Below are 19,968 nucleotides of genomic sequence, written 5' to 3' on the forward strand. Positions count from 1 at the left end.
GGTAATAACCTCGCTTTTTTTATATAGAAACACTACCACTTACTGCACGCCTAAAAATTTATTACTGTTCGGCCGACTCAATGATCTCTTCAGGCTCTAAAGCGTCTCCATTTTCGGGTACTTTTTGTTGAAAGAATGGATTACCGAACTTAGGGTTGGTTAAAAATTCTTCATCGGTTAAAGCCTTAAGAAAAGCCACCAAGTCTTTTCGATCTTGCTCAGACAACTCTACTTGCTTCACAAATTGACTCTTGAAGGGGTTTTCTCTTCCATCGCCCTTATGCGGACCTTCTTTAATGTCTCGACCGCCTTCGGCGTAAAAATCAACGACCTCTTCCAAGGTTTTCATGCTGCCGTCGTGCATGTAGGGCGCCGAAACAGCTACGTTACGTAGGGTTGGTGCTCGGAATGCACCCATATCTTGTTTTTTGCGGGTGATTTCATAAACACCCATGTCTTCCTCGGGATATCCACCCTTGCCATCAATATTGAACATACCAATATTATGGAAAGGTAAATGTTCGTCGATTTCCTCATCTTCGTTAATTGACTGTGTAAAGTTAAAACCGCCATGGCAATGGTGGCAATCAACCTCTTCTGAGAAAAACAAATCCATACCGCGAATTTCGCTTTCATTTAACGCAGAGTCATCACCGGCATTGGTATAACGATCAAAGCGACTGTTGAAAGAAACCAAACTTCGCACAAACGCCGATAACGACTTGGCGATACGATCCATAGTGACTTCGGAATCACCAAACGCATCAGTGAACAGCGGGTTATACAGCTCAGAATTAAAACGCTGCATAATTTCTTGTTCGCGACCGGTGATACCCAGTTCCTCTGGGTCTTCATTGAACATGGGAATCAAAACTTGACGCTCTATTGAGCGAATGTACGGATGAGCCCACGTCAAACTGCGGTTATAACCAACATTCACCAATGAAGAGGCATTTCTGCGCAACGAATGGCCGGTAGAGCCAATAGAAACGGACACAGGCTCTGCAAACGCAAGCGCTTGAATATGGCATGATGCGCAACTTTGTGTCTGATTTGCCGACAGTTTGACGTCGTAAAATAAATGTCGGCCCAGCTCCACGCGCGCATTGGTCATAGGGTTATCATGTGGAACTGTGGGTGCCGGATAACCCTTAGGCAAATCCCAAACAAAATCACTTTTAGGCTGCTTTTCTCCACAGCCAGCGACTAACACTGCAACAGCGGTTAAAAATATCTTGCGCATGATGATTTACATCGTTTGAGAAAAAATACGACCTCCCTGTGATTCCGCAGCCAAATTCTTGAGCAATGGAATACAGGCCTCATCGTCGGGATTACCCATACAATTATCTTTGGTTAACTGAGCGTTCTCGATTAACCGATCTACATGAATATACACAGGCGCATTGGGTTTAAAGTCATTGATCATGACCTCAAACGTATTTGCATGTGCGCAGCTCTCGGCTGGGGCACGCATCGAAGACGCAGAGTCACAACCAATAGAGCCTAAATGGAAGGCCCAATGTTCGGTTTTTTCTTCGCTAACTTCCGACCGAACATCCATTCGAATAAATTTGTGGCCTAGCTGCCAAGTCCAAAACATGTCGGAATGGTTCAAAGGTTCTTCGGCCAACAAAGGATTTCCGTGATTCAACTCAAATGGAAGCCCTAGAAGAAAGCTCAAGTTAGTTTCACTTTCTAAGCTAACTGGCTTCATATTAACCACCCAACGACCTGATCCTTTGCAGCGAGTACCTAACATTGCCGCTTGGGTTTCTTTGTCGGATTGGTTAATCAAACTCGCCTCTTTATCGGCAAAGCGAATCTGGGATACGTACATTTGCAGAGCATCAAGAACCCACTCCCGGCCATCCATCTCGAACGCTCTACTGCAATCAAGCGGTTGTGATCCATAGATCAATTGAAACTCTACGGTCGATACTTTCTCAGAGGAGCCGCAAGACGCTAAAACCGCTGAAAAGACACCAGCACTACTCAGCTTAAACAACTTGTTCATTCCACCTACTCCATTAATCGAACTGAGAATCGTAACTATACGTATAATTTATCAAATCAATAGTTTTATACAAAAATGGATTTTTAAAACTTTTGAATTATGAGCCTAAACAACTAAGTGCACTGCATCGACGCGCAGTGCCACAAAAGATTACAAACTTTTGTTAGCTAAGAGTTAAGCTTTACAGGAATAACATCTTATTGAACGGTCAAACCAAACATAATATAGACATAACTTCGTCAAATAATTCAACATTTAGCCTGAGATCTTGGAAGTTTTAACCTAGTAATTAGACCAGCCAGATTAATGAAAAGGGCGCCAATCTGCGCCCTTTTATAACGGATATTTGCTGCAATTAGATTGCAATGATATGACCGTATATACCGCCGCGCATCTTAAAAAGACAGCCTATTCGGATTATTAAGTATGCGATTTTCCTGCCAAGGATTTTTAACCAGAGGCGTACTTTTTTCGATCTTATCGGTGCTTTTAGAGCTGGCTCCGGCAGCGACAGTCGCACAGCGACCAAACTGCTGATATTGAAGTGCTTGAGCAAACATCGCTTCTTCTGGATCGCCAAGAGCATGATTAAAGTCATCATTTACCACACACCCCGGCAATAACACTGCACCAAGGGTTTGTGAATCTAGCGGGGCAAAGCCGTCGGCATAGTCGCCAAACCCTAAAGCATTGACCGACTGAAATTGCACTGAAAAATAGGTAGTGCCGCAGTTATCCGTTGCATAAAACCCATAGGGTTTACCACAGGTTGTGGTGCCGATTTGAATAACTTCAACGCCTATTCCGCGCAAGCTGTTCAAAATGGATTCACTAGCAGAACAAGTGCTATCGGTTGTTAACACAAACACTCGTGACAAATTCAAAGACGGCAAAGGCTGCCCAGGTGAGAGCGAAAAACCTACGGTTTCATCAAAGAACGGCAGCGGCTCATTAAGCTCCCCGGTGACTGGGTTAAACGTCGGATGCTTATCGTTAAATTGAAGTCGCTCGAATGTTCTGTTTGTGGTCGTTCTCGGGCCCGCAATCATGTAAGCCACCTGACTGGCAATGGCCAAGAAACCACCGCCGTTGTATCTAAGATCAAGAACCAGATCATCGACATTTTGACTGCTAAGCTGATTAAAAGCGGCCACCAGCTCCGCCTCGGAGGTGGCTATGTGATCGTTAAATAAGAAATAACCTACAGCACCCTGCTCGGTTTGATGAACCGACACATTCTGTACCGAAACATTATTGATGGTCTCGGCCGTTAGTTCTGCGGTGTATTGTCGACCATCGAGTGATTGCAACACAAAAACATGCTGCTCACCAATATCATTGGGAGCTAATCCTGCATTCAAGGTAGCAATGCCCGCACTGCTGTTCGTGTTGATATCAACACCATCAATGGATAAGACGCGATCACCTCGCGCTAATCCCGCAAAACTGGCAGGAGTCTGGGGGTCAGTAAAAGCAACAACGATTTCTCTGGGTACTCGTGGCGACAAAACCGCCAATTGTGCGCCGTAGCTGACGGAAATTCCCGTTTGAGACAGGGCCTCCCACTCATCGGTGGGAACCGTGAAATGGAACTCATCTTTGTCTTTACCGGAGGCGGTTATCTCTTCGGTTCTCAGTAATTCAAAATATTCTGGCGTAGTGAATAATCCGGGATCAAGATCGACTACCTCTTCATACCAGTAATAGGTCTCATTGGTCCAAGAGCGCAGCCAAAAATTCTCATCCAGAGTCGAGCCGTCACGGTCATCAAACACAATACCGGTCACAGCACTGGAGCCAGAGCGGGGATTTTCGCACTGGGATTTAAAATTGTCTGAATTTGGAAAAACACCGGCTTCAAACATAGGTGTTGAAGCGCTGGCCACAGTATTGTTTGCACTTGAGGAGCTAGAACCTCCGCCGCCGCATGCCGCAATGGTTAGAGTCAATATTCCCAAACCGGCGCGTAAACTGTGTTTTAAGGTCAGCCTGGAATTCAAACTTTGCTTTTTCATAGCATCAATTTGCCCGATACAAAAAGTACATTCACGCCATCATTATTACTAATATGACATCTCGCTTAGCGTACATCGGGCAATACTTGAACGCATCAGAAATTTTTGTTGCTGTTCCCGAAGATGAGCTCAATTAAGCTTCTGATCACATCATTTAGGCGACGGTTATAGGGTTAGTCTTGAAAAATATCTGCTGCCGGAGTTTTGATAGACCGCCCAGCACAACCAATTCCAGCAAAACGAGCTCTCGCTCGCTCATCCCTTTTTCTCGGCCTCTTCGGCAGTATTGCCACGATGTACTGCTTTCGGATAATCGATGTAACCTGCCGCTGCACCACCAAAGAAACGGGCCGAATCGGGCACTGCGAGTGGCCAATCGTGGAGTAGACGCGCGGGCAGATCGGGGTTGGCGACAAACGGACGACCAAAACCAATCAAATCGGCCCAGCCGTCACGCAGCGCGGCCTCTGCACGCTCCAGCGTGTATTTTCCAGCATAGATCAGCGTACCCCCGTAAATCATCCGCAACGCCTCCTTGAAGGCGACGGGCATGGTGGGAGCATCCTCCCAGTCGGCCTCGGCGATGTGAATGTAGGCCACATCCAGGTCGTCGAGCACCTTGGCTGCGCCGAGATAGCTCGCCTGGGGGGTGTCATCTACAGCTCCCTGAAGTGTCGTGAGAGGTGCCAATCGTACACCCAAGCGTTGCGACCCGGTGACGTTAATAACTGCCTCGACCACTTCGCGCAGCAAGCGCAGTCGGTTGTGTAACGAGCCACCATAAGCATCAGTCCGCGTATTGGCTTGTGAGTCGATGAATTGGTTGATTAGGTAGCCGTTAGCGCCATGCAGCTCTACACCATCAAAACCTGCCTCCAGCGCATTGCGAGCGGCCGCAGCAAAATCTTGCACCACCCGAGCGATTTCTGCTTTGGTCAGGGCTCGTGGCGCCGAGTGCTGCACCATCTCACCGACTCCCAATCTCGGCCCTTTCCCTTCGGGATCAATGAAGACCTTGACGCCGTCAGCAATAAGCGGCGATGACGAAACCGGTGCAGCACCACCGGGTTGCAAAGAGACATGAGAGACGCGCCCTACATGCCAGAGCTGCGCAAAAATGCGTCCCCCTGCCGCATGCACGGCGTTGGTGACACCACGCCAACCTGAGACTTGCTCGGGTGTGTGGATGCCGGGTGTCCAAGCGTAACCTTGGCCTTGCTGGCTGACCTGCGTACCTTCGCTGACGATCAGACCCGCCGAAGCACGTTGGGCGTAATATTCGGCCATCAAAGTCGTGGGCACATTGCCAGCTCCAGCGCGTGCACGGGTCATCGGCGGCATGATGATGCGATTAGGTAGCTCCAAGCTTCCTAACCGGTACGGTGTAAAAAGCATGATTCAACGCTCCTGTAGGGTCTTAGCTGCAACATCATCCGAAACGGTACCCAGCCCCGATAGCAGAGCATCGAGATCGACGGCTTCAGCCATCGCGCGATTGCCTTCATCACCGGGGTGCAGATGGTCACCGGAGTCGTAGCGTTCAGCTATTTTGGACGGATGCGCCGGATCGCGCAGGACAGCATCGAAATCGATCACCGCGTCGAACACGTCGCTGTTGCGAATCCAGCCATTCACTTGTCGACGCAGGTCATCTTTATAGGGTTGGTAGTAGTCGTCTAGCGGCGTGCCGGGCAAGGCGTCCTCGAACGGCGTCAGCGTAGTGCCGATCACACGAATACCACGACTGTGGGCCTGAGTAACTAACTGCCGATAACCTGCTATCAGCGAGTCTAATGTCGGCCGCTGTGCCTCTGGTGCGAACGCTGTACCCGGCCAGGCGATATCGTTGATACCCAACATCACGATGACACTCTGCACACCGGGCTGAGCTAACACATCACGCTCCAGCCGTGCGAGCGCATTGACACCCATGCCACTCGTCAACAGACGGGCGCCAGAAATACCGGCATTAACGACAGCAACACCCTGGTGTGCCAATCGGGCAGCCAAGAAATCGGGCCAGCGACTGTCTGCATCCAAACTGGCACTGGCACCGTCGGTAATCGAATCTCCCATCACCACTACCGTACGCGCAGACTGTTCTGTTTCGACTTGGATTCCGGTCAACAGCGGTCGGGCCGTGGTGCTTTGCATGGCGCGATCGGCATTGCTCAGTGTTACGCTCACCGTCTGATCACCCGGAGCAATCCAGGCGGTCTGGCGTCCATCCCAATGAAACGTGCTCATAGGAGTGACCTCCGGTAAATGGAAGCTAACAACTACCTGCGAAAGATCCGGCGCCATCAGTTCAACCGGGTCACTGACTAACGAAGCTCCGGGAAGAATTGTCGCCATTGCCAGCCCTCCAAACGTCACCGGACGCAGGCTGTCGGCGACCAGCATGCCGTCAGCGGCCGGCCGTGCAAGAGTGGCCTTACCCACAACGACTGGCTCAAGGCCATAGGTGTTAGACAGCACGATGCGTAAACGCTGGCCACCCAAACTGATACGCGCTACCTGGCGCACTGTCTGATCATGCATTACCGGTGGTACGTTGGTAGGGAACAGAAAGTCTGAACTCCAAACGGGTTGCGGACTGGCCTGCCAAGTCGCCACCCAGGTTGGCGCAGCCGCCACCGTAGTTCCGATAGCGACAACACCTCCAACGGCAAGCAACAAGGTCAGCATGGCCGAAGCCAATGTTTTGTGGAGTGATTTCATAGGTTGCTCCTCTCGATGATTTCAAAGTCTTTTGATGAAATAATTATGAGTTAAAAGACTATTTTGAAATAGACTGCCCAAAGGAATATCATTTGTGAGTTGAACTCACCAAAGAGGTGATCATGGCCCGTCTGGAAGTCAATCGATCCGGCGAACTGGAAGTTTTTGTCCGAGTCATCGAACTGGGTGGATTCTCTGCGGCTGCTCGTGCCTGCGGTATGACTCCCTCGGCCGTCAGCAAACTGGTCGCTCGTCTAGAACAGCGTCTTGGTACGCGGCTGATCAACCGCTCCACCCGCCAACTGCAGCTCACTGCCGAGGGCTGCGTCTTTTACGAACGCGGTGTGAGGATTTTGGCCGATCTAGAAGAAGCCGAACGCTGTGCCAGCGAGCACACCGCACCGCGCGGTCGATTGCGGGTGAATGCCAATGTGCCATTCGGGCACCACTTTCTGTTACCACTGGCCTCAGAGTTTCTCGATCGTTACCCCGATGTGACACTAGACATAACTCTGACCGATGACGTCATCGACATCCTAGAGCAACGTACCGATGTTGCCGTACGTACCGGCCCATTGAAAAGCTCGAATCTGGTCGCGCGCAGACTCGGAGGTACACGGATGGTGATCGTTGGCGCACCCAACTATTTGGCTCGCTGTGGCATACCGACTACACCGGAAGAACTGTTGGCTCACAATCGTCTGGGCGCTAACTATGTGCGTGCACAACCCGGATGGCCATTACGATATGCTGGGGAAGATATGGTGCTTCCAGTGACTGGCAACGCCCAAACCAGCGATGGCGAAGCGTTGCGCCGACTGGCTCTGGCCGGTCTTGGGTTGGCGCGGTTAGCTGCCTTTCAGGCTCGTGAAGACATCGCGGACGGACGGCTGCAGCCGGTACTCGAAGACGCTAATCCCGGTGACATCGAGGAGATCCACGCAGTCTACGTGGGTCAAGGTGGCCACCTGCCGCTGCGAGTACGGGTTTTTCTGGATTTTCTAGCCGAACGAGTGGATATAAGTCAGGGTTAAGTAGGCGTCTAACATTGAGCTCGCCTAAACTGTTGAACAATCCGTTATCAGCCCCAGCCCTGCATGCAGTCTAGTTAAACGCTAGAATCACAGTGGAATAAAAAGCTCCGACTTTCCGGGAAAAGTCTGTTTTGTAATCGCTTGCTTGACTGGATCTTCCTTGATCACAGCAGCAACTAGACGTTACGAGATTTTTGCAGTTGATTTTCCAGCTCGGCCATGGCCCCCGGAACGTCAACAGCGACACCCAAATCTTTAAAGGTAGAGCCGAAGGCGTGTAGCGCTCTGAATAGGTTATGAGTACGACACTGTTCGCCCATCTGACCAATCCTTACGATTGGTGGGCCAAAAGAGCCAGCAATTTCGACGCGATAATGAGCAGAGATGTGGGCGCAAATCTGCGAGGAAGTAAGCTGGGCAGGCAGTCGGATGCCAATTACCGAGTTTAGTCGGCTATCAGGTTCTACGAAAAGCTCTAGCCCCATTGTCTCAATACCCGCTTGCAACGCCTTGGAGCAAACCTCGTGGCGGTGAAAACGCTTTTCTAAAGTTTCGTCAATAACCAAGCGCATGGCTTCGTGAAGGGCGAGCAGCCCAGAAACAGGAGCTGTGTAGTGATAAGAAGCTTTGTGCCAAAAGTTAGTGGCTAGATTAGCGTCTAACGTCCAATGACTCATCGGAGCCTTACGGTTTTGCACCCGAGCCCAGGCCTTTTCCGAAAAAGCAATTAACGATACGCCAGGAATAGAGCTTAATCCCTTCTGACCGCCAGTGATCACCGCATCAACGCCCCACTCATCCATCGGCAGCGCCATGGTACTCAAGGTGCAAACGGCATCAACGATCACCAAACAGTCGTGCTCGCGGGCAATCTTTGCAACTTCGGGAAGCTGTCGGTTAAAGGTGGTGTTTGAGGTTTCCCCCTGAACCATCGTGACCACTTGCGGTTTGAACCGAGCCATAACCTCACGAACCGCATCGGGATCAACGCTCTGTCCGTCTGGAACATATAAACGTTCACATTCGGCAGAAGTTCTTAGTGACATCTCAGCAAGTCGAGCAGAAAAGAAACCATTGCAAATGTTTAGAACACGAGTGCCCGGCCAAATCAAATTAACTACAGCCATTTCCATTGCCGCAGAACCTGGCCCCGCGACCCCAAGTATCCATGGTGACTGAGTTTGAAAAATATAACCGGCCATCGATTTAACCTGTTCGACAACTTTCGCCATGGTCGAACCAAGATGGTTAATAACGATACCGTTTGCCGCAGAAACCGCTTCAGGAATAGGTACAGGGCCTGCGCCCATCATCAGCAAAGGTTCATCGGGAAGAATTTGGTGAAGTTGGTTGATACTGGGGGGTTTTACAATCATGTTTGCAAAATCTTAAATTACGGGTTTTTTATTTTCAAAAATCTTTAGCTTGAACACAACAAAAATAGCATTTAAACAATAATTGAACTGAAAATAATGAAATTAAATGAGCACTCTAATCACAGAAATAACAGGAAATTTCGCGGTGGAATAACTCCAGAAAGCGATTGAAACTGCTCAGCAAAACTATTGTTAACTGGGTAAATTGCAGCTTAGAAGAACGCCATAGTCAAAATAGAGCGCGAATTTATCAAAAGAATTATTGAAGATGGGAGTGTAATTGGAAGAGATAAGGAGAAGCGGCTCTAATCGCTAAGACCGAGCCGCATCGCAATTAACTGTAAGCGGTTTGTCGAAGGTAGGTTGCCGTACTTGGCGCAAGACCAACGGTTCTGTCAACGTCAAAACCAAGTTGACCGGCGACCATTTTAGCGTATGCCAAATGGTGAACCGTGTGATTAATTAAGTAACAGAACTCACGGCTTAGCGAAGATGTAACCACCATATTTTGGGTATGGCTCACAGACACTTCTGTTTCTACCCAAACCTTCTCGTTTTGAATATTTGAGTTATTCATCCAATCGATCAAGTCATCAATTAAAGCAACCGCTTCGGCTGGCTCGTCTTCTAAACGACTGTTGCGAGAGCGTTTGTTGTAATTGATCGTACGCGCTTCCATACCTTCGCGAACGGTTACAAAATGATCCAAAATATGTCTTACGTGACGACCAACACCAGAAAGCGAATGTTCACAAGGAATGTTGTAAGACTCACCCTGACAGATCAATACCAGGGACTTTAGCTGTTCTAAAGTTTCAATAGTTGCGTCAAGCAGCTGTTTCATGTTGATTCCATAATTGCAAAAATTTCTCAGCACCATCTTTACCGAGGTAGCGCTTAATGTACTTGTCTGGAGATTTTCGTAAGTCAACCAAGATCAAACCATCGAGAGAATCGTTAAATCCGGTGTTTACAGAGAAACATACAAACTTACCGTTTAACGCCAAATAATGTCGAAGCAGGATTGGTACCGACTTACCCGGATCGCAGCGCCCCAAAAGCTTATTGATGGCAGAAATATTGGAAATAGACGCAAGAGCTTCTAAAGTCCACACTTTTCCGCGCACTTTAAGTGGCACAACCGGACGAATATCCATTAAAAACTCTTGTTCAGCACGAAAACCGGCCAACATAGAATCCGATAAAAACGCCCGCGCTAAAATCGAATGTTCTTTGGAAATACTTACACAGCCAAATAGCGTGTGATACTCCGGGTGGCGAGCGATGTAGGCGCCTATACCCTTCCAAAGTAAATCCAGTGCACGAGGATGACGCTGATAAGCCGGTGTCACAAAGGATCGACCCATTTCTAGCGCACTACCCACTCGCTGCAAGTAACGTTCATCGTAATGATAATGCGAGCGGCTGTACAAACCCTTAAGACCGTGCTTGGCAACGATTTCGTCGGTTCGACCAATTCTGTAACCACCCACTAGCGCTTTGGCATCACGATCCCACAAAAATAAATGTAGGTAGTGCGGATCATAGTGATCGAAGTCTTTCTCGCGACCAGTACCTTCGCCCGCAGCCCTAAAAGTTACCTCTCTAGAAGTCGCGATGGCATCCATGATTTTGCCGAGGCGATCATAGGGAGCACAATAAACTTCAAACTCGCCACTCTCGACCATCAAACAATCTTGGATCTTTTCGAGCTGTTCCTCGATCTCGTCACTCTTAGATGACTCAGCGATTGTTGCACCTGAGATAATGACGGATTCTTTACTACTTTGGTTTCGTGAATTTGGTAACAAATCCGTCGCAATTCGTAAATAATTCGTAATCGCCTGTTCGGTTTCAAGACTTGTTAGTTCATCCGGGGAAATTGGCTTACCCACATAAAGGTCAAAGTTCTTGCCTTCTTTGTTAGCCAGCTCACGGGGCAGCATCAGTGTTCGCAGACGTTTATGGATTAAACCTGCGGTATAAAACGCCTTACTATTTTTGCCATCAACAAAGAACGGCACACAGGTCGCTTTATATTTTTTCGCCAAACGCCCAACCAAATTGTCCCATTCTGAATCACGAATCTGCCAAGTGCCGGTATCAATGGCAGATACGGTACCGGCTGGATAAATCAGCAAGGCACCGCCCTGGCTGAGCTGTTTACAGGCGGCACGAATACCTTTTGCATTTGCTGCAGCCGCATTTTTTGAAAGTACATCAACACCAATAAATAGCCCACTCAACTCAGGAATTCGAGTGAGCAATTGATTTGTTAACACTTTTAAGTCGGGACGAACCTTCAGCAAAAGATCCGTCATGGCAACACCTTCCAGCCCACCTAAGGGATGGTTAGCAACAAAAATTACCGGACCTTCTTTTGGAATTTCGTTGAGGTGATCACCGCCAACCGGGGTTAACCCCATTCCTAGAACTTCAAGTGTGTACTTTAAAAAACGTTCGTAATTTTCGGCGCCGGTCGCGTCGCTGGGGCGATTATCGTACCCGCGAATCAATTTTTTCAGGCCGAGCATGCTTTCCACCGAGCCCGCTAAAAAACGGTTTTTTACAGGCACCCTGAATGGATTGAATTCGGATTTCATACGATAAACCTTTGAACTTACTTCCCTAGCTGAACAAAAATCAGTCATCAGCTTTTTAGCGGGTGCAACCTTACCATTTGAAGGCGTGCGAAACCATGTACAAATCAAAACTTGTCATGGAAATTCTATAGTTTTGTGAACTTTAAAATCTCGATCAAAGTTCTATGAATATTTATCTGACTTTTAAGCTAGAAATAATGCTTTAGCCCAAAAGCCGTCAAGAACAGAAAGCGTCAACATTAGTCAGTTTCTGGATAGAATTCCTTCAAACGACGCTCTTTCAACCAATGCTTATAGAATTCGCCAACACCCGGTGTTCGGTAACCACGCTTACGATTTTGGCTACCCAGCGTGAACAATGTTTTGTATTGATAAAGCAGAGATTTTAACGCATACGAAAAGGAAGTATCACTGTCCCAAATATGGAGTGACTCGGAGCTTGCCGTGTTAATTTCTACAATTTCAATGCCTTTACCGGCTTGCAGCTCTTCTAAGGAAGGGAATTTAATATCAAGACGTCCGTAATAAAATTCGGGCAAATCAGACATGATTTCGTTAATACGTGCATTTAATTCTGGCGTAACGTATTTGTTAGCATCTTTAAACACTGCGCCGCGGCAGTGGCTGGCCGAAAATACCAAACGATAAGGTTCGCCGTTTGGAATAATGTCATTTAAACGATCTTTGTGCCGTTCAAGGTATAAATGTTGTAGTTGATTAGCGCGCTCGTCTTGAGCAATTAACGTTGCCAAAGAATCTTTGCCATTACCAACCACATAGGGCATGTATTTAAGTGCAAGCGAAACTATTTTGCCGTGCTGGTCTTTTGGTTCACGAACGAAAAACACCCCAGCTTCTGCCTCATGACTGGCAAGTTTTTGCACCATAACACCGGCATCTTTTGGATAAGCCGACAAATAGTTAATTAACTGTTCTGGGGATTTAACCAATTTAACGCCAGAGCCTCTACAGCCAATATCTGGCTTGCACACAACCGGAAAATCCAAACCTAATTGTGACATTTCTTTCAGAATATCTTCGGCTTGTTCCGACAGTGGACGAGTATCAATTTTATGAACAAACCACGTCAGTATGGATTGTGCACATTGGCCGGTAGCCTGGGCTAGCAATTCACTTTTAGGAACGCCAACCATACCGGAAAGTTTTAAATTAGGATTTGCAACCAAAGGCAGTGTTAATGATCTGTGGCGGATGCTCAACAACAGCCACTGGCACACAACCGGCAAATACATTAACCAAGTTGGCCAAAACTCAAAAAAAGAAACCTTATTCTTAGAAAAAGTTAATGGTGGCATGCCTGGCGATACAAAAGGCTGGTTGCCTTGGTCTGCAGCGCTAATCGGATTGGAACCTGAAGTGTCTGTACTCATTTGGCGATTCAACTAAAACCTAACAATAAAAATAACGCACTGAAAATCTTGTCGAATACCAACAATATAACCGACAGCTGACAAACTTAATGCAAGTTCTAGATGTTGGGCAATTCAGGATTTTTCAATGTCACATACAAACCGGTAATCTTACCTGAGTTATGCGCGACTGGCGAGATTGGTGAAAACTCATGCGAATTGACGCACAACACTGAAAAAAGCTCAGAAAACGAGCAATCAATTCGCGCGCTAGAGCCAATTCAAAGACGATGCCTATGGACAAACTCTCTGGTTATTTGTTCATTCACTTCGATAAGGCTCGCCTAGAATAAACAATCAACCATCCTAAAATGGTAGTTTGAGCAAAGATATACTCGCAAAACGAATCATTCTAGAGAAAGATTGTTGCTGAATTATCACAAAATTCGAATTTAATAGGAGACCAACCATGTACGTTGCCATGAACCGTTTTAAAATTGCGCTGGGCAAAGAGCAGGAATTTATAGATGTATGGAAATCCCGAGAAACTTTTTTAGAAACGGTGCCGGGATTTAAATCGTTTAACCTGCTGCAAGGTATCACTCAACTGGATCACACTTTATTTGCATCACATTCGATTTGGGAAGACGAGCAAGCTTTTATCGACTGGACGAAATCGGAAGCCTTTCGTAAGGCACACGCCAATGCAGGTGCAGGAAACCGAGACCTGTATTTAGGCCCACCCAAATTTGAAGGTTTTTCCTCTGTTTTATAAAAGCGTTTCAGTGACAGAAAATGCTTGCGCACAAGGATGTGACATTAATCACAATAACCATTCACTGAAATTTTAAAAGGTCGCTTGAGTATTTTGTTAATCGCCGAATCCTATTCTTTCGAACATTCATTCGATGGCTACCATCAATATACTTATGCTGTCGATACACCGGTTCGGGTCTTTTTGGGAATTTCGGTATTTTTGATATACGCCGAAGCCAAGGCAACCAATAACCACAACAGCTTGCCTAAAAAGCTAAAAGAGCTGGTGGTAATGATAAAGACTGCCATGCCCAAAACCGACCCTAGTAAAACAATACCGGCTTCATACCTTGGATCTTTACGGCGCTCAAGTTCGCTAACTCGCTTAGCAATACCGTTAATAGCTTCCCACCAAATCCATAAGTAAATAACAAAACCGACCAACCCATACCGCAACACCACGGCCAGATAAGAGTTGACGATATCAACGATACCTTGTCCTTGCAGCATGGTGGCTCGCAAAACGGGATCATCGCGGAAAAACGGCGACCCCAATAAGGGGTTAGCCTTAAACGCATGTTCGGAATTAATCACCAAATTGTAGCGATAAAGCCAAGAGCCAGAAGTATCGTGCTGAACCAAGGTGCCTAAATTTAAAAACAAAATAACGACCGCAGTTAGTGTTGTGTATTTATAAAATGAACGCATGCCACCGGGTTTTATCCAGTAATACACAACCACCATCATGCCGACAATAAATACTAAGTAAGCACCGCGAGAATCAGTGAACAATAATGCTGCAAATAAACACGCACAAATCAGATAACTGCGCCAGCCAGCTTTCACCCCCAGACGGCCAATTTGGCTGACAATAAACAGATTCAGCGCCATAAAGGAACCGAAGGCGATTGGGTCAAACCAGGAGGTAGAAATACGCAATCCTAATCCGCGAAAATAGTACGCCGTAGCAATGGGCGAAACATAAATGCCGTCCGTATGGCGCGCCAACGGGCCGTACATTTTCCAACTGAAAAACCATTCAGCGATACCACCGAGGGCCAGAATAATTCCGCCAAACGACAACGCAATCAGGTAATTCTTTATGTTGCCCGGTGAGTTGCTCACCACGTAATAAGGCAGCCACACGTACAGTAAGGTTTGAAGAACCGACTTACCCCAAAAGGTAACTGATATGTCGTAACGGAAGCCGAGTACGGTGGAAATAATGCAGTAGGTGATGACCAGACGATCTAACAGAATTGTCTTGGGTTTGTTTTTTCGCTGGGCAATATAAATGGGCAGCAATAAGAAAATTGCCAAGACTGTCGGCTGATCGAGGCGAATTAGGTTATTAATACCCGGAAAAGGCACCCAAAATTCGAGTAACGGAAGCGCTGAAAATAAGGCAAAAAACGCCAAAATACGGTCTTCGCGCTCTTGTTCAACGAGCTTTATACAAACAAAAGCTGTGGCGAGATAAATAATCCAAATATTGCCGAAGACGGCAATAACACCAATTAAAATTAGGGAACATTTTCCCCAAGTAATGGCTCGCGGATCACGGACGATGGCATGAAATAAATAAGAGCCAGCAATGATAGTGGCACCGAGGACAATAAATATCTTGATAAAGTAGATCATGCTTTATTTATTGCCCAACAACCTATACACCACAAAAAGAATACGCCAGCAGCGCGACTGCTAAAGGTTACAAATTAATCGCCAACCCTAGCGAATGTTTTGATCATGTTCTCAGAGCCTACTTAAAGCAACACAAGCCTTAGGTACTTACCACCTTACCCTTGCATCACGACAAGAGTTTAGTGGCAGAGACTCTTAAACCTTGTTAAGCATATGCTCTGATAAACGCAACGCAAGTTGCAACAATGGCAAGGTTGGATTGTGAGCTCCGCCTCGTGGAAAAATACTAGAGCCCGCAACGAATAAATTTTCGGTACCAAACACTTTGCAATTGGTATCGACAACGCCGTCTTTTTCAGTAAGAGCCATACGAGTACCACCCATGTGGTGAGCGTGCCCGTGCACTTGGTAGCCATTGCCATAAAACGGTAACTTAACACTTTCTTCAAAGAGAAAATCAGGCACTTTTACTCGGGCAAGGTCGCCATCTAAACATTGCACAGCAAACTCTTCGGCCACGGCCTTGATGGTTTTCTTATCAAAGTCTGATAAATACCAGTCGATCTGTGCTTTGCGAAGACCAATATCGTCAACTTCTTGGGACAAATAAATACGATTACGCTTGGCAGGATCTTGCTCAGTTAGCGAACTTAAACGGCCTTCATCGGGACATTTAAATTGAAACAACTTCGACAATTGATCTTCCATACCCCAAGAACAAGCTCGCTCAACCAAGAAATTTTTAACGGCTTTACCTCGGCCATCAACCTCTGCCGATGCAGAAAAATGCATGGTGACATTTGAGGAGCCAATTTTAGATTCGCGCACGAACTCTTCAGACGTATAAAACGCCATGGAATCAACGCCATCCCATGCATCACCCAGCGGGATAAACTTGCCCAGACGCACATTAAAGTGCTCCATAAAACATCGGCCAAGCATATCACCACCGTTGCCCAAACCACCGCTAACCTGTGAATCGCAATTGAGTAAGACACGTGCATTTTCTACGGCACCAAGGGCAACAATAAATTGCTGGGCCGAAGCATTTGCTTGCACACCTTCGTAATTGCGAATGACAAACCCCGAAATTGTTTTTAAGTCGTCGTCGAGACGAATATCAACCAGGTTAGCGTTGATGTACAAATCGATGGCGTCGGATGCCTTGATCGTTTCGAGATATTTCTGTCCAAAACGCGTCGGTGAACTCAACTGCTCGGGGTCGGGATAAAAACTTTCGGGTAGATCCTGGGTGCCGGGTTTTCCGGCAAAGGTGCCATTTAGCTCTAAAAGCTCCTTGGCAGGATCAAGGTATTGATTCAGCTCTTCTAAAGAGATCGGCCAGCCACTTTCTTCGTAGATTTCTGAGCGTTCTTCAAAATCAATTGGCTCGGGAAGGCGACAACGACCCGCCCAGTGGTTTGAGGTACCACCAAAATAACGTAAGCGCGTGTAAGAGAAATAATTGTCGGTATCGTCGACGAGGGTATACAAACCCTGTGACTTTTGATCGTAGGTTAAGCCACCGCCTTCAAACAGGGCGACTTTTTTCCCAGCCTTGGCAAATTCCAGTGCCAGAGTAATTCCCGCCGGACCTGCACCAGCAATGGCTACATCGTAGTTCTTATCAACAAAAGGAAAAGAGCTTAGACCGGATAAATCAATCAACATGTCCAGCCTCCTTGAGCTTAATCAGCTCCTGCTCGGAGACCAACCAGCCATCAACGGTGTAATAACCCTTGCGAACAAATTTTGCTTTTACAGCAAGTGGTGATTGTTTCGAATCAGCCTGAACAGAAGCCGTGCCTAAACTAAACACAGAGCCAAGACCTAAGCCAACGCCTCTACCAATAAAACTTCTTCGATTCATATCCATTTCCACTTGAAAACTTTTTGTTGTGTTAATGAGCAAGGTGCTGTGCATCGGGAGCAGACAACTCTGGAACGAACACCGGATTTTCCACCGCAAACGGATTAAAATCGACCGCCCACCACATAAGTGCAACACAGGCGCCAGCGCCAATCATCAGTGCAATATCAAAGAGCGTGGTTCTGATTCCATACTTGCGCACGTAAAAGGTCAACACAACTTGATTAACCATAGGAGAGACCACAATCGCCAGAATAATTCCGACTAAACCGGCATAAATACCTCCGATAATCATGGCAATGATATAGGTAATACCCTTGCCAAATTCGTAAATCATGCCGGTAAACGAATCATTATTGGCAATAAACACCGGTTTTAACGTTGAATCCATGGCTCGATACATAGAAGCAACAATGAGTAACTGCAGCATCCAACCGGCTGCGTCGTATCTGGGATCATAAAGCAGCTGTACCAGCCAATCACCAAAACCCACGACCGGCAAACAAATCAATACGCTGCCAACCACACCGAAAAAGCGCATTTTTTTGGTAACACCATCCAGCTCGCCGCCTTCTGCTACCACTCGCCGATATTTGGGATACAACAACTTTTTACCGACTTTTTCAGCCGCCTCTATCACCATGGATGATAAGGCGATAGCGATGCTGTATATACCGAGCAGTTCTACACTGGTGAAATACCGGGCAACAAATCGATCACCCTGCAACACTAAAAACGTGCCCGCAGTGGAAATTAAAATCCAACGACCAAGCTTAAATACTTCCCAAACGGCGTCTTTGTCCCAATGGAATTTGTTGCGCGGCCCCGGCAACAAAAACATGTAGGAGCTCATTAATATGGAAGTTGTAATGATGGTTCCCACGGCGAGCGCCCACACACTTTGCCACCACCAGGCAAGGCCGATCATAATGATCATGCCGATAAACTGAGCGCCAATCTCCAGCAGAGAAATCATCTTTAAATCGATGTCTCTTTCGGCACTGAACACCTTGGTGCTCATGCACGAATAGGCAATTAGCGATAAGCCCGACACGGCAATCACCGGCCAAATACCTTCAACACCCAGTAATATTTCAAAGGGATAAGCAAGAATTAGCACCACTGCAAAAACGATAAAACCGCGAATAACGCTGAGCGTCCACGCGGTATTAACAAAGTTTTTGTCTTGGTGGCGATGACTGTTTATTACCGCGTCGCGTACCCCGACGTCGGCGAACATATTAATGCCGAGAATAACGGCATTCACCAAAGCGATGGTCCCGAACATTTCGGGATGAAGAAGACGGGTTAATATCAAGTTGCCAATAACTCGAATTCCAACCAAGCTTCCGTAAGTGGCAATTACCCAAAATAATCCTGAATTCATTGGTAAGCTAACAACCTTTTACGAGTAAATTGCCTAATTCAAAAGCTCACGATCTACTTAATTAGTCATGAAGATTAGTCATGCAGATAGTAGTCGTGCAGGCCTCGATATTATTTGTATTCAATAATACTGAACGCGGTTTTTTTGCGTTTACGCGAGTAATACTCTAAAACCCCTGAAAACTCAGGGAGCTTTGCGATCACCAGAGACGCCGCATAAGGCAGAGCCTGTGAAAAAGGCAAACGCTTACCGCGCCATGCGTATTTTAAAACTTTTAAAAACAACAGGCAGGGCAATAGCCAAACGCCCAACACCCACCAAAAAGGTACCAACAAAGTACTCACAAGGCTAACTAGCAATAGCGCGGGAATAACGCCGCCCCAAACAATTGCGCTTTTTACTTCTCGACGATAATACTGTTCTGGGCTATCGCCATGCATATCTGCACCCTGTGCATAAGCATGACCGCAACGTTTAGCACGCATCCACCACTGTTTGAAGCGATGCATTTGTGCATCGTGGTGTGTCATTGCGTGGTCGAGACGAAAAACTTTCCAGCCTTGCTCGCGCAAGCGAAAACACATTTCAGGCTCTTCACCGGCAATGACTGAAGGATTAAAACCGCCGACAGCTTGTAAGGCTTCTACACGCCCTAAAAAATCACCGCCACAAGCACCGGCTTCACCGACGGGAGTATTCCACTCGATATCGCAAAAAAGATTATAAAGACTCGCGTTTGGAAACTTCTCCATACGCTGGCCGCAAACAATGGCTCGCTCGGGATTTTCAACCAAAGATTGATAAGCGAATTCGATCCAGTTGTCGGCGACTTGGCAGTCACCATCAACAAACTGCACGAATTTAATTTCGGGATACAAAGACGTCAGTTGTTGCAAACCTTCATTACGCGCACGCGCAGCACTAAAGGGAATGCTGGTATCTAGGTCAACGACATCAACGTTAATACTTTTAGAAAAAGCAACGCTGTCGTCGGTAGAGCCAGAATCTACATAAACAATTTTGGTAATTTTGGATTTGAGTGAATTGAGACAGGCCTTTAAGCGCTCACCTTCATTTCTGCCAATTACCACGGCACCTATTAAGTCTGTGTCGAAATTCATATCCGCGACTGCCTGTCTTACCTATCGATACACCGAAAATAGCGCGTTAATCTTCAA

At 46.9% G+C, this 19,968-nt stretch carries 16 protein-coding genes; 2 read left to right on the plus strand and 14 right to left on the minus strand.

What is annotated here, in order from left to right; translation table 11 throughout:
* Positions 1–61: 61 nt before the first annotated feature.
* The 5 genes from ACYQ2C_RS10955 to ACYQ2C_RS10975 form a co-directional block, all read right to left on the minus strand.
* Positions 62–1,243 carry an MbnH family di-heme enzyme gene (locus ACYQ2C_RS10955; protein WP_460102463.1) on the minus strand — a complete coding sequence of 394 codons (1,182 nt, stop codon included), beginning with the start codon at positions 1,241–1,243 and terminating at the stop codon, positions 62–64.
* A 6-nt stretch (positions 1,244–1,249) separates the two neighbouring features.
* Positions 1,250–2,017 carry an MbnP family copper-binding protein gene (locus ACYQ2C_RS10960; protein ID WP_460049537.1) on the minus strand — a complete coding sequence of 256 codons (768 nt, stop codon included), beginning with the start codon at positions 2,015–2,017 and terminating at the stop codon, positions 1,250–1,252.
* A 395-nt stretch (positions 2,018–2,412) separates the two neighbouring features.
* The gene (locus ACYQ2C_RS10965; protein ID WP_460102459.1) at positions 2,413–4,032 is read right to left on the minus strand and encodes a S41 family peptidase; all 1,620 of its coding nucleotides are present in this window, start codon (positions 4,030–4,032) and stop codon (positions 2,413–2,415) included.
* Positions 4,033–4,287: 255 nt separating this feature from the next.
* Entirely contained in the window at positions 4,288–5,427 is a 1,140-nt protein-coding gene (locus ACYQ2C_RS10970) for an alkene reductase (protein WP_460102457.1), read from the minus strand.
* A 3-nt stretch (positions 5,428–5,430) separates the two neighbouring features.
* Entirely contained in the window at positions 5,431–6,753 is a 1,323-nt protein-coding gene (locus ACYQ2C_RS10975) for an SGNH/GDSL hydrolase family protein (RefSeq protein ID WP_460102455.1), read from the minus strand.
* A gap of 122 nt (positions 6,754–6,875) precedes the next feature.
* Here ACYQ2C_RS10975 and ACYQ2C_RS10980 point away from each other — a divergent pair, with 122 nt between their 5' ends.
* Entirely contained in the window at positions 6,876–7,787 is a 912-nt protein-coding gene (locus ACYQ2C_RS10980) for a LysR family transcriptional regulator (RefSeq protein WP_460102453.1), read from the plus strand.
* Between the two features lie 176 nt (positions 7,788–7,963).
* Here ACYQ2C_RS10980 and ACYQ2C_RS10985 read toward each other — a convergent pair whose 3' ends face one another.
* The 4 genes from ACYQ2C_RS10985 to ACYQ2C_RS11000 form a co-directional block, all read right to left on the minus strand.
* Positions 7,964–9,163 (minus strand): pyridoxal-phosphate-dependent aminotransferase family protein, encoded by a 1,200-nt coding sequence (locus ACYQ2C_RS10985; RefSeq protein WP_460049532.1) that lies wholly within the window; start codon positions 9,161–9,163, stop codon positions 7,964–7,966.
* Positions 9,164–9,497: 334 nt separating this feature from the next.
* Positions 9,498–10,007, minus strand: a complete 510-nt coding sequence (locus ACYQ2C_RS10990) for a DinB family protein (RefSeq protein ID WP_460049531.1) — start codon at positions 10,005–10,007, stop codon at positions 9,498–9,500.
* Complete coding sequence (locus tag ACYQ2C_RS10995; protein ID WP_460049530.1) at positions 9,991–11,766, minus strand: lysophospholipid acyltransferase family protein; 1,776 nt, start codon at positions 11,764–11,766, stop codon at positions 9,991–9,993. The genes ACYQ2C_RS10990 and ACYQ2C_RS10995 overlap by 17 nt, the downstream gene beginning before the upstream one ends.
* 239 nt (positions 11,767–12,005) lie before the next feature.
* On the minus strand, positions 12,006–13,157 hold the full coding sequence (locus tag ACYQ2C_RS11000; RefSeq protein WP_460102449.1) for a D-alanine--D-alanine ligase: 1,152 nt from the start codon (positions 13,155–13,157) through the stop codon (positions 12,006–12,008).
* 448 nt (positions 13,158–13,605) lie between these two features.
* On the opposite strand from ACYQ2C_RS11000, the gene ACYQ2C_RS11005 reads away from it, so the two are divergent.
* Positions 13,606–13,911, plus strand: a complete 306-nt coding sequence (locus ACYQ2C_RS11005; RefSeq protein ID WP_460049528.1) for an antibiotic biosynthesis monooxygenase family protein — start codon at positions 13,606–13,608, stop codon at positions 13,909–13,911.
* 152 nt (positions 13,912–14,063) lie between these two features.
* On the opposite strand, the gene ACYQ2C_RS11010 is transcribed toward ACYQ2C_RS11005, so the two are convergent.
* The 5 genes from ACYQ2C_RS11010 to ACYQ2C_RS11030 all read right to left on the minus strand — a co-directional run bounded on the left by ACYQ2C_RS11010 (position 14,064) and on the right by ACYQ2C_RS11030 (position 19,911).
* Entirely contained in the window at positions 14,064–15,533 is a 1,470-nt protein-coding gene (locus ACYQ2C_RS11010) for an O-antigen ligase family protein (protein WP_460102447.1), read from the minus strand.
* Positions 15,534–15,728: 195 nt separating this feature from the next.
* On the minus strand, positions 15,729–17,204 hold the full coding sequence (locus tag ACYQ2C_RS11015; protein WP_460049526.1) for a GMC oxidoreductase: 1,476 nt from the start codon (positions 17,202–17,204) through the stop codon (positions 15,729–15,731).
* Complete coding sequence (locus tag ACYQ2C_RS11020) at positions 17,194–17,403, minus strand: hypothetical protein (RefSeq protein WP_460049525.1); 210 nt, start codon at positions 17,401–17,403, stop codon at positions 17,194–17,196. Before ACYQ2C_RS11020 ends, ACYQ2C_RS11015 begins: the two co-directional genes overlap by 11 nt.
* A gap of 31 nt (positions 17,404–17,434) precedes the next feature.
* Entirely contained in the window at positions 17,435–18,790 is a 1,356-nt protein-coding gene (locus ACYQ2C_RS11025; protein WP_460049524.1) for an oligosaccharide flippase family protein, read from the minus strand.
* A 110-nt stretch (positions 18,791–18,900) separates the two neighbouring features.
* On the minus strand, positions 18,901–19,911 hold the full coding sequence (locus ACYQ2C_RS11030; protein WP_460049523.1) for a glycosyltransferase family 2 protein: 1,011 nt from the start codon (positions 19,909–19,911) through the stop codon (positions 18,901–18,903).
* Positions 19,912–19,968 lie beyond the last annotated feature (57 nt).

The sequence above is a fragment of the Sessilibacter sp. MAH3 genome (assembly GCF_054658275.1).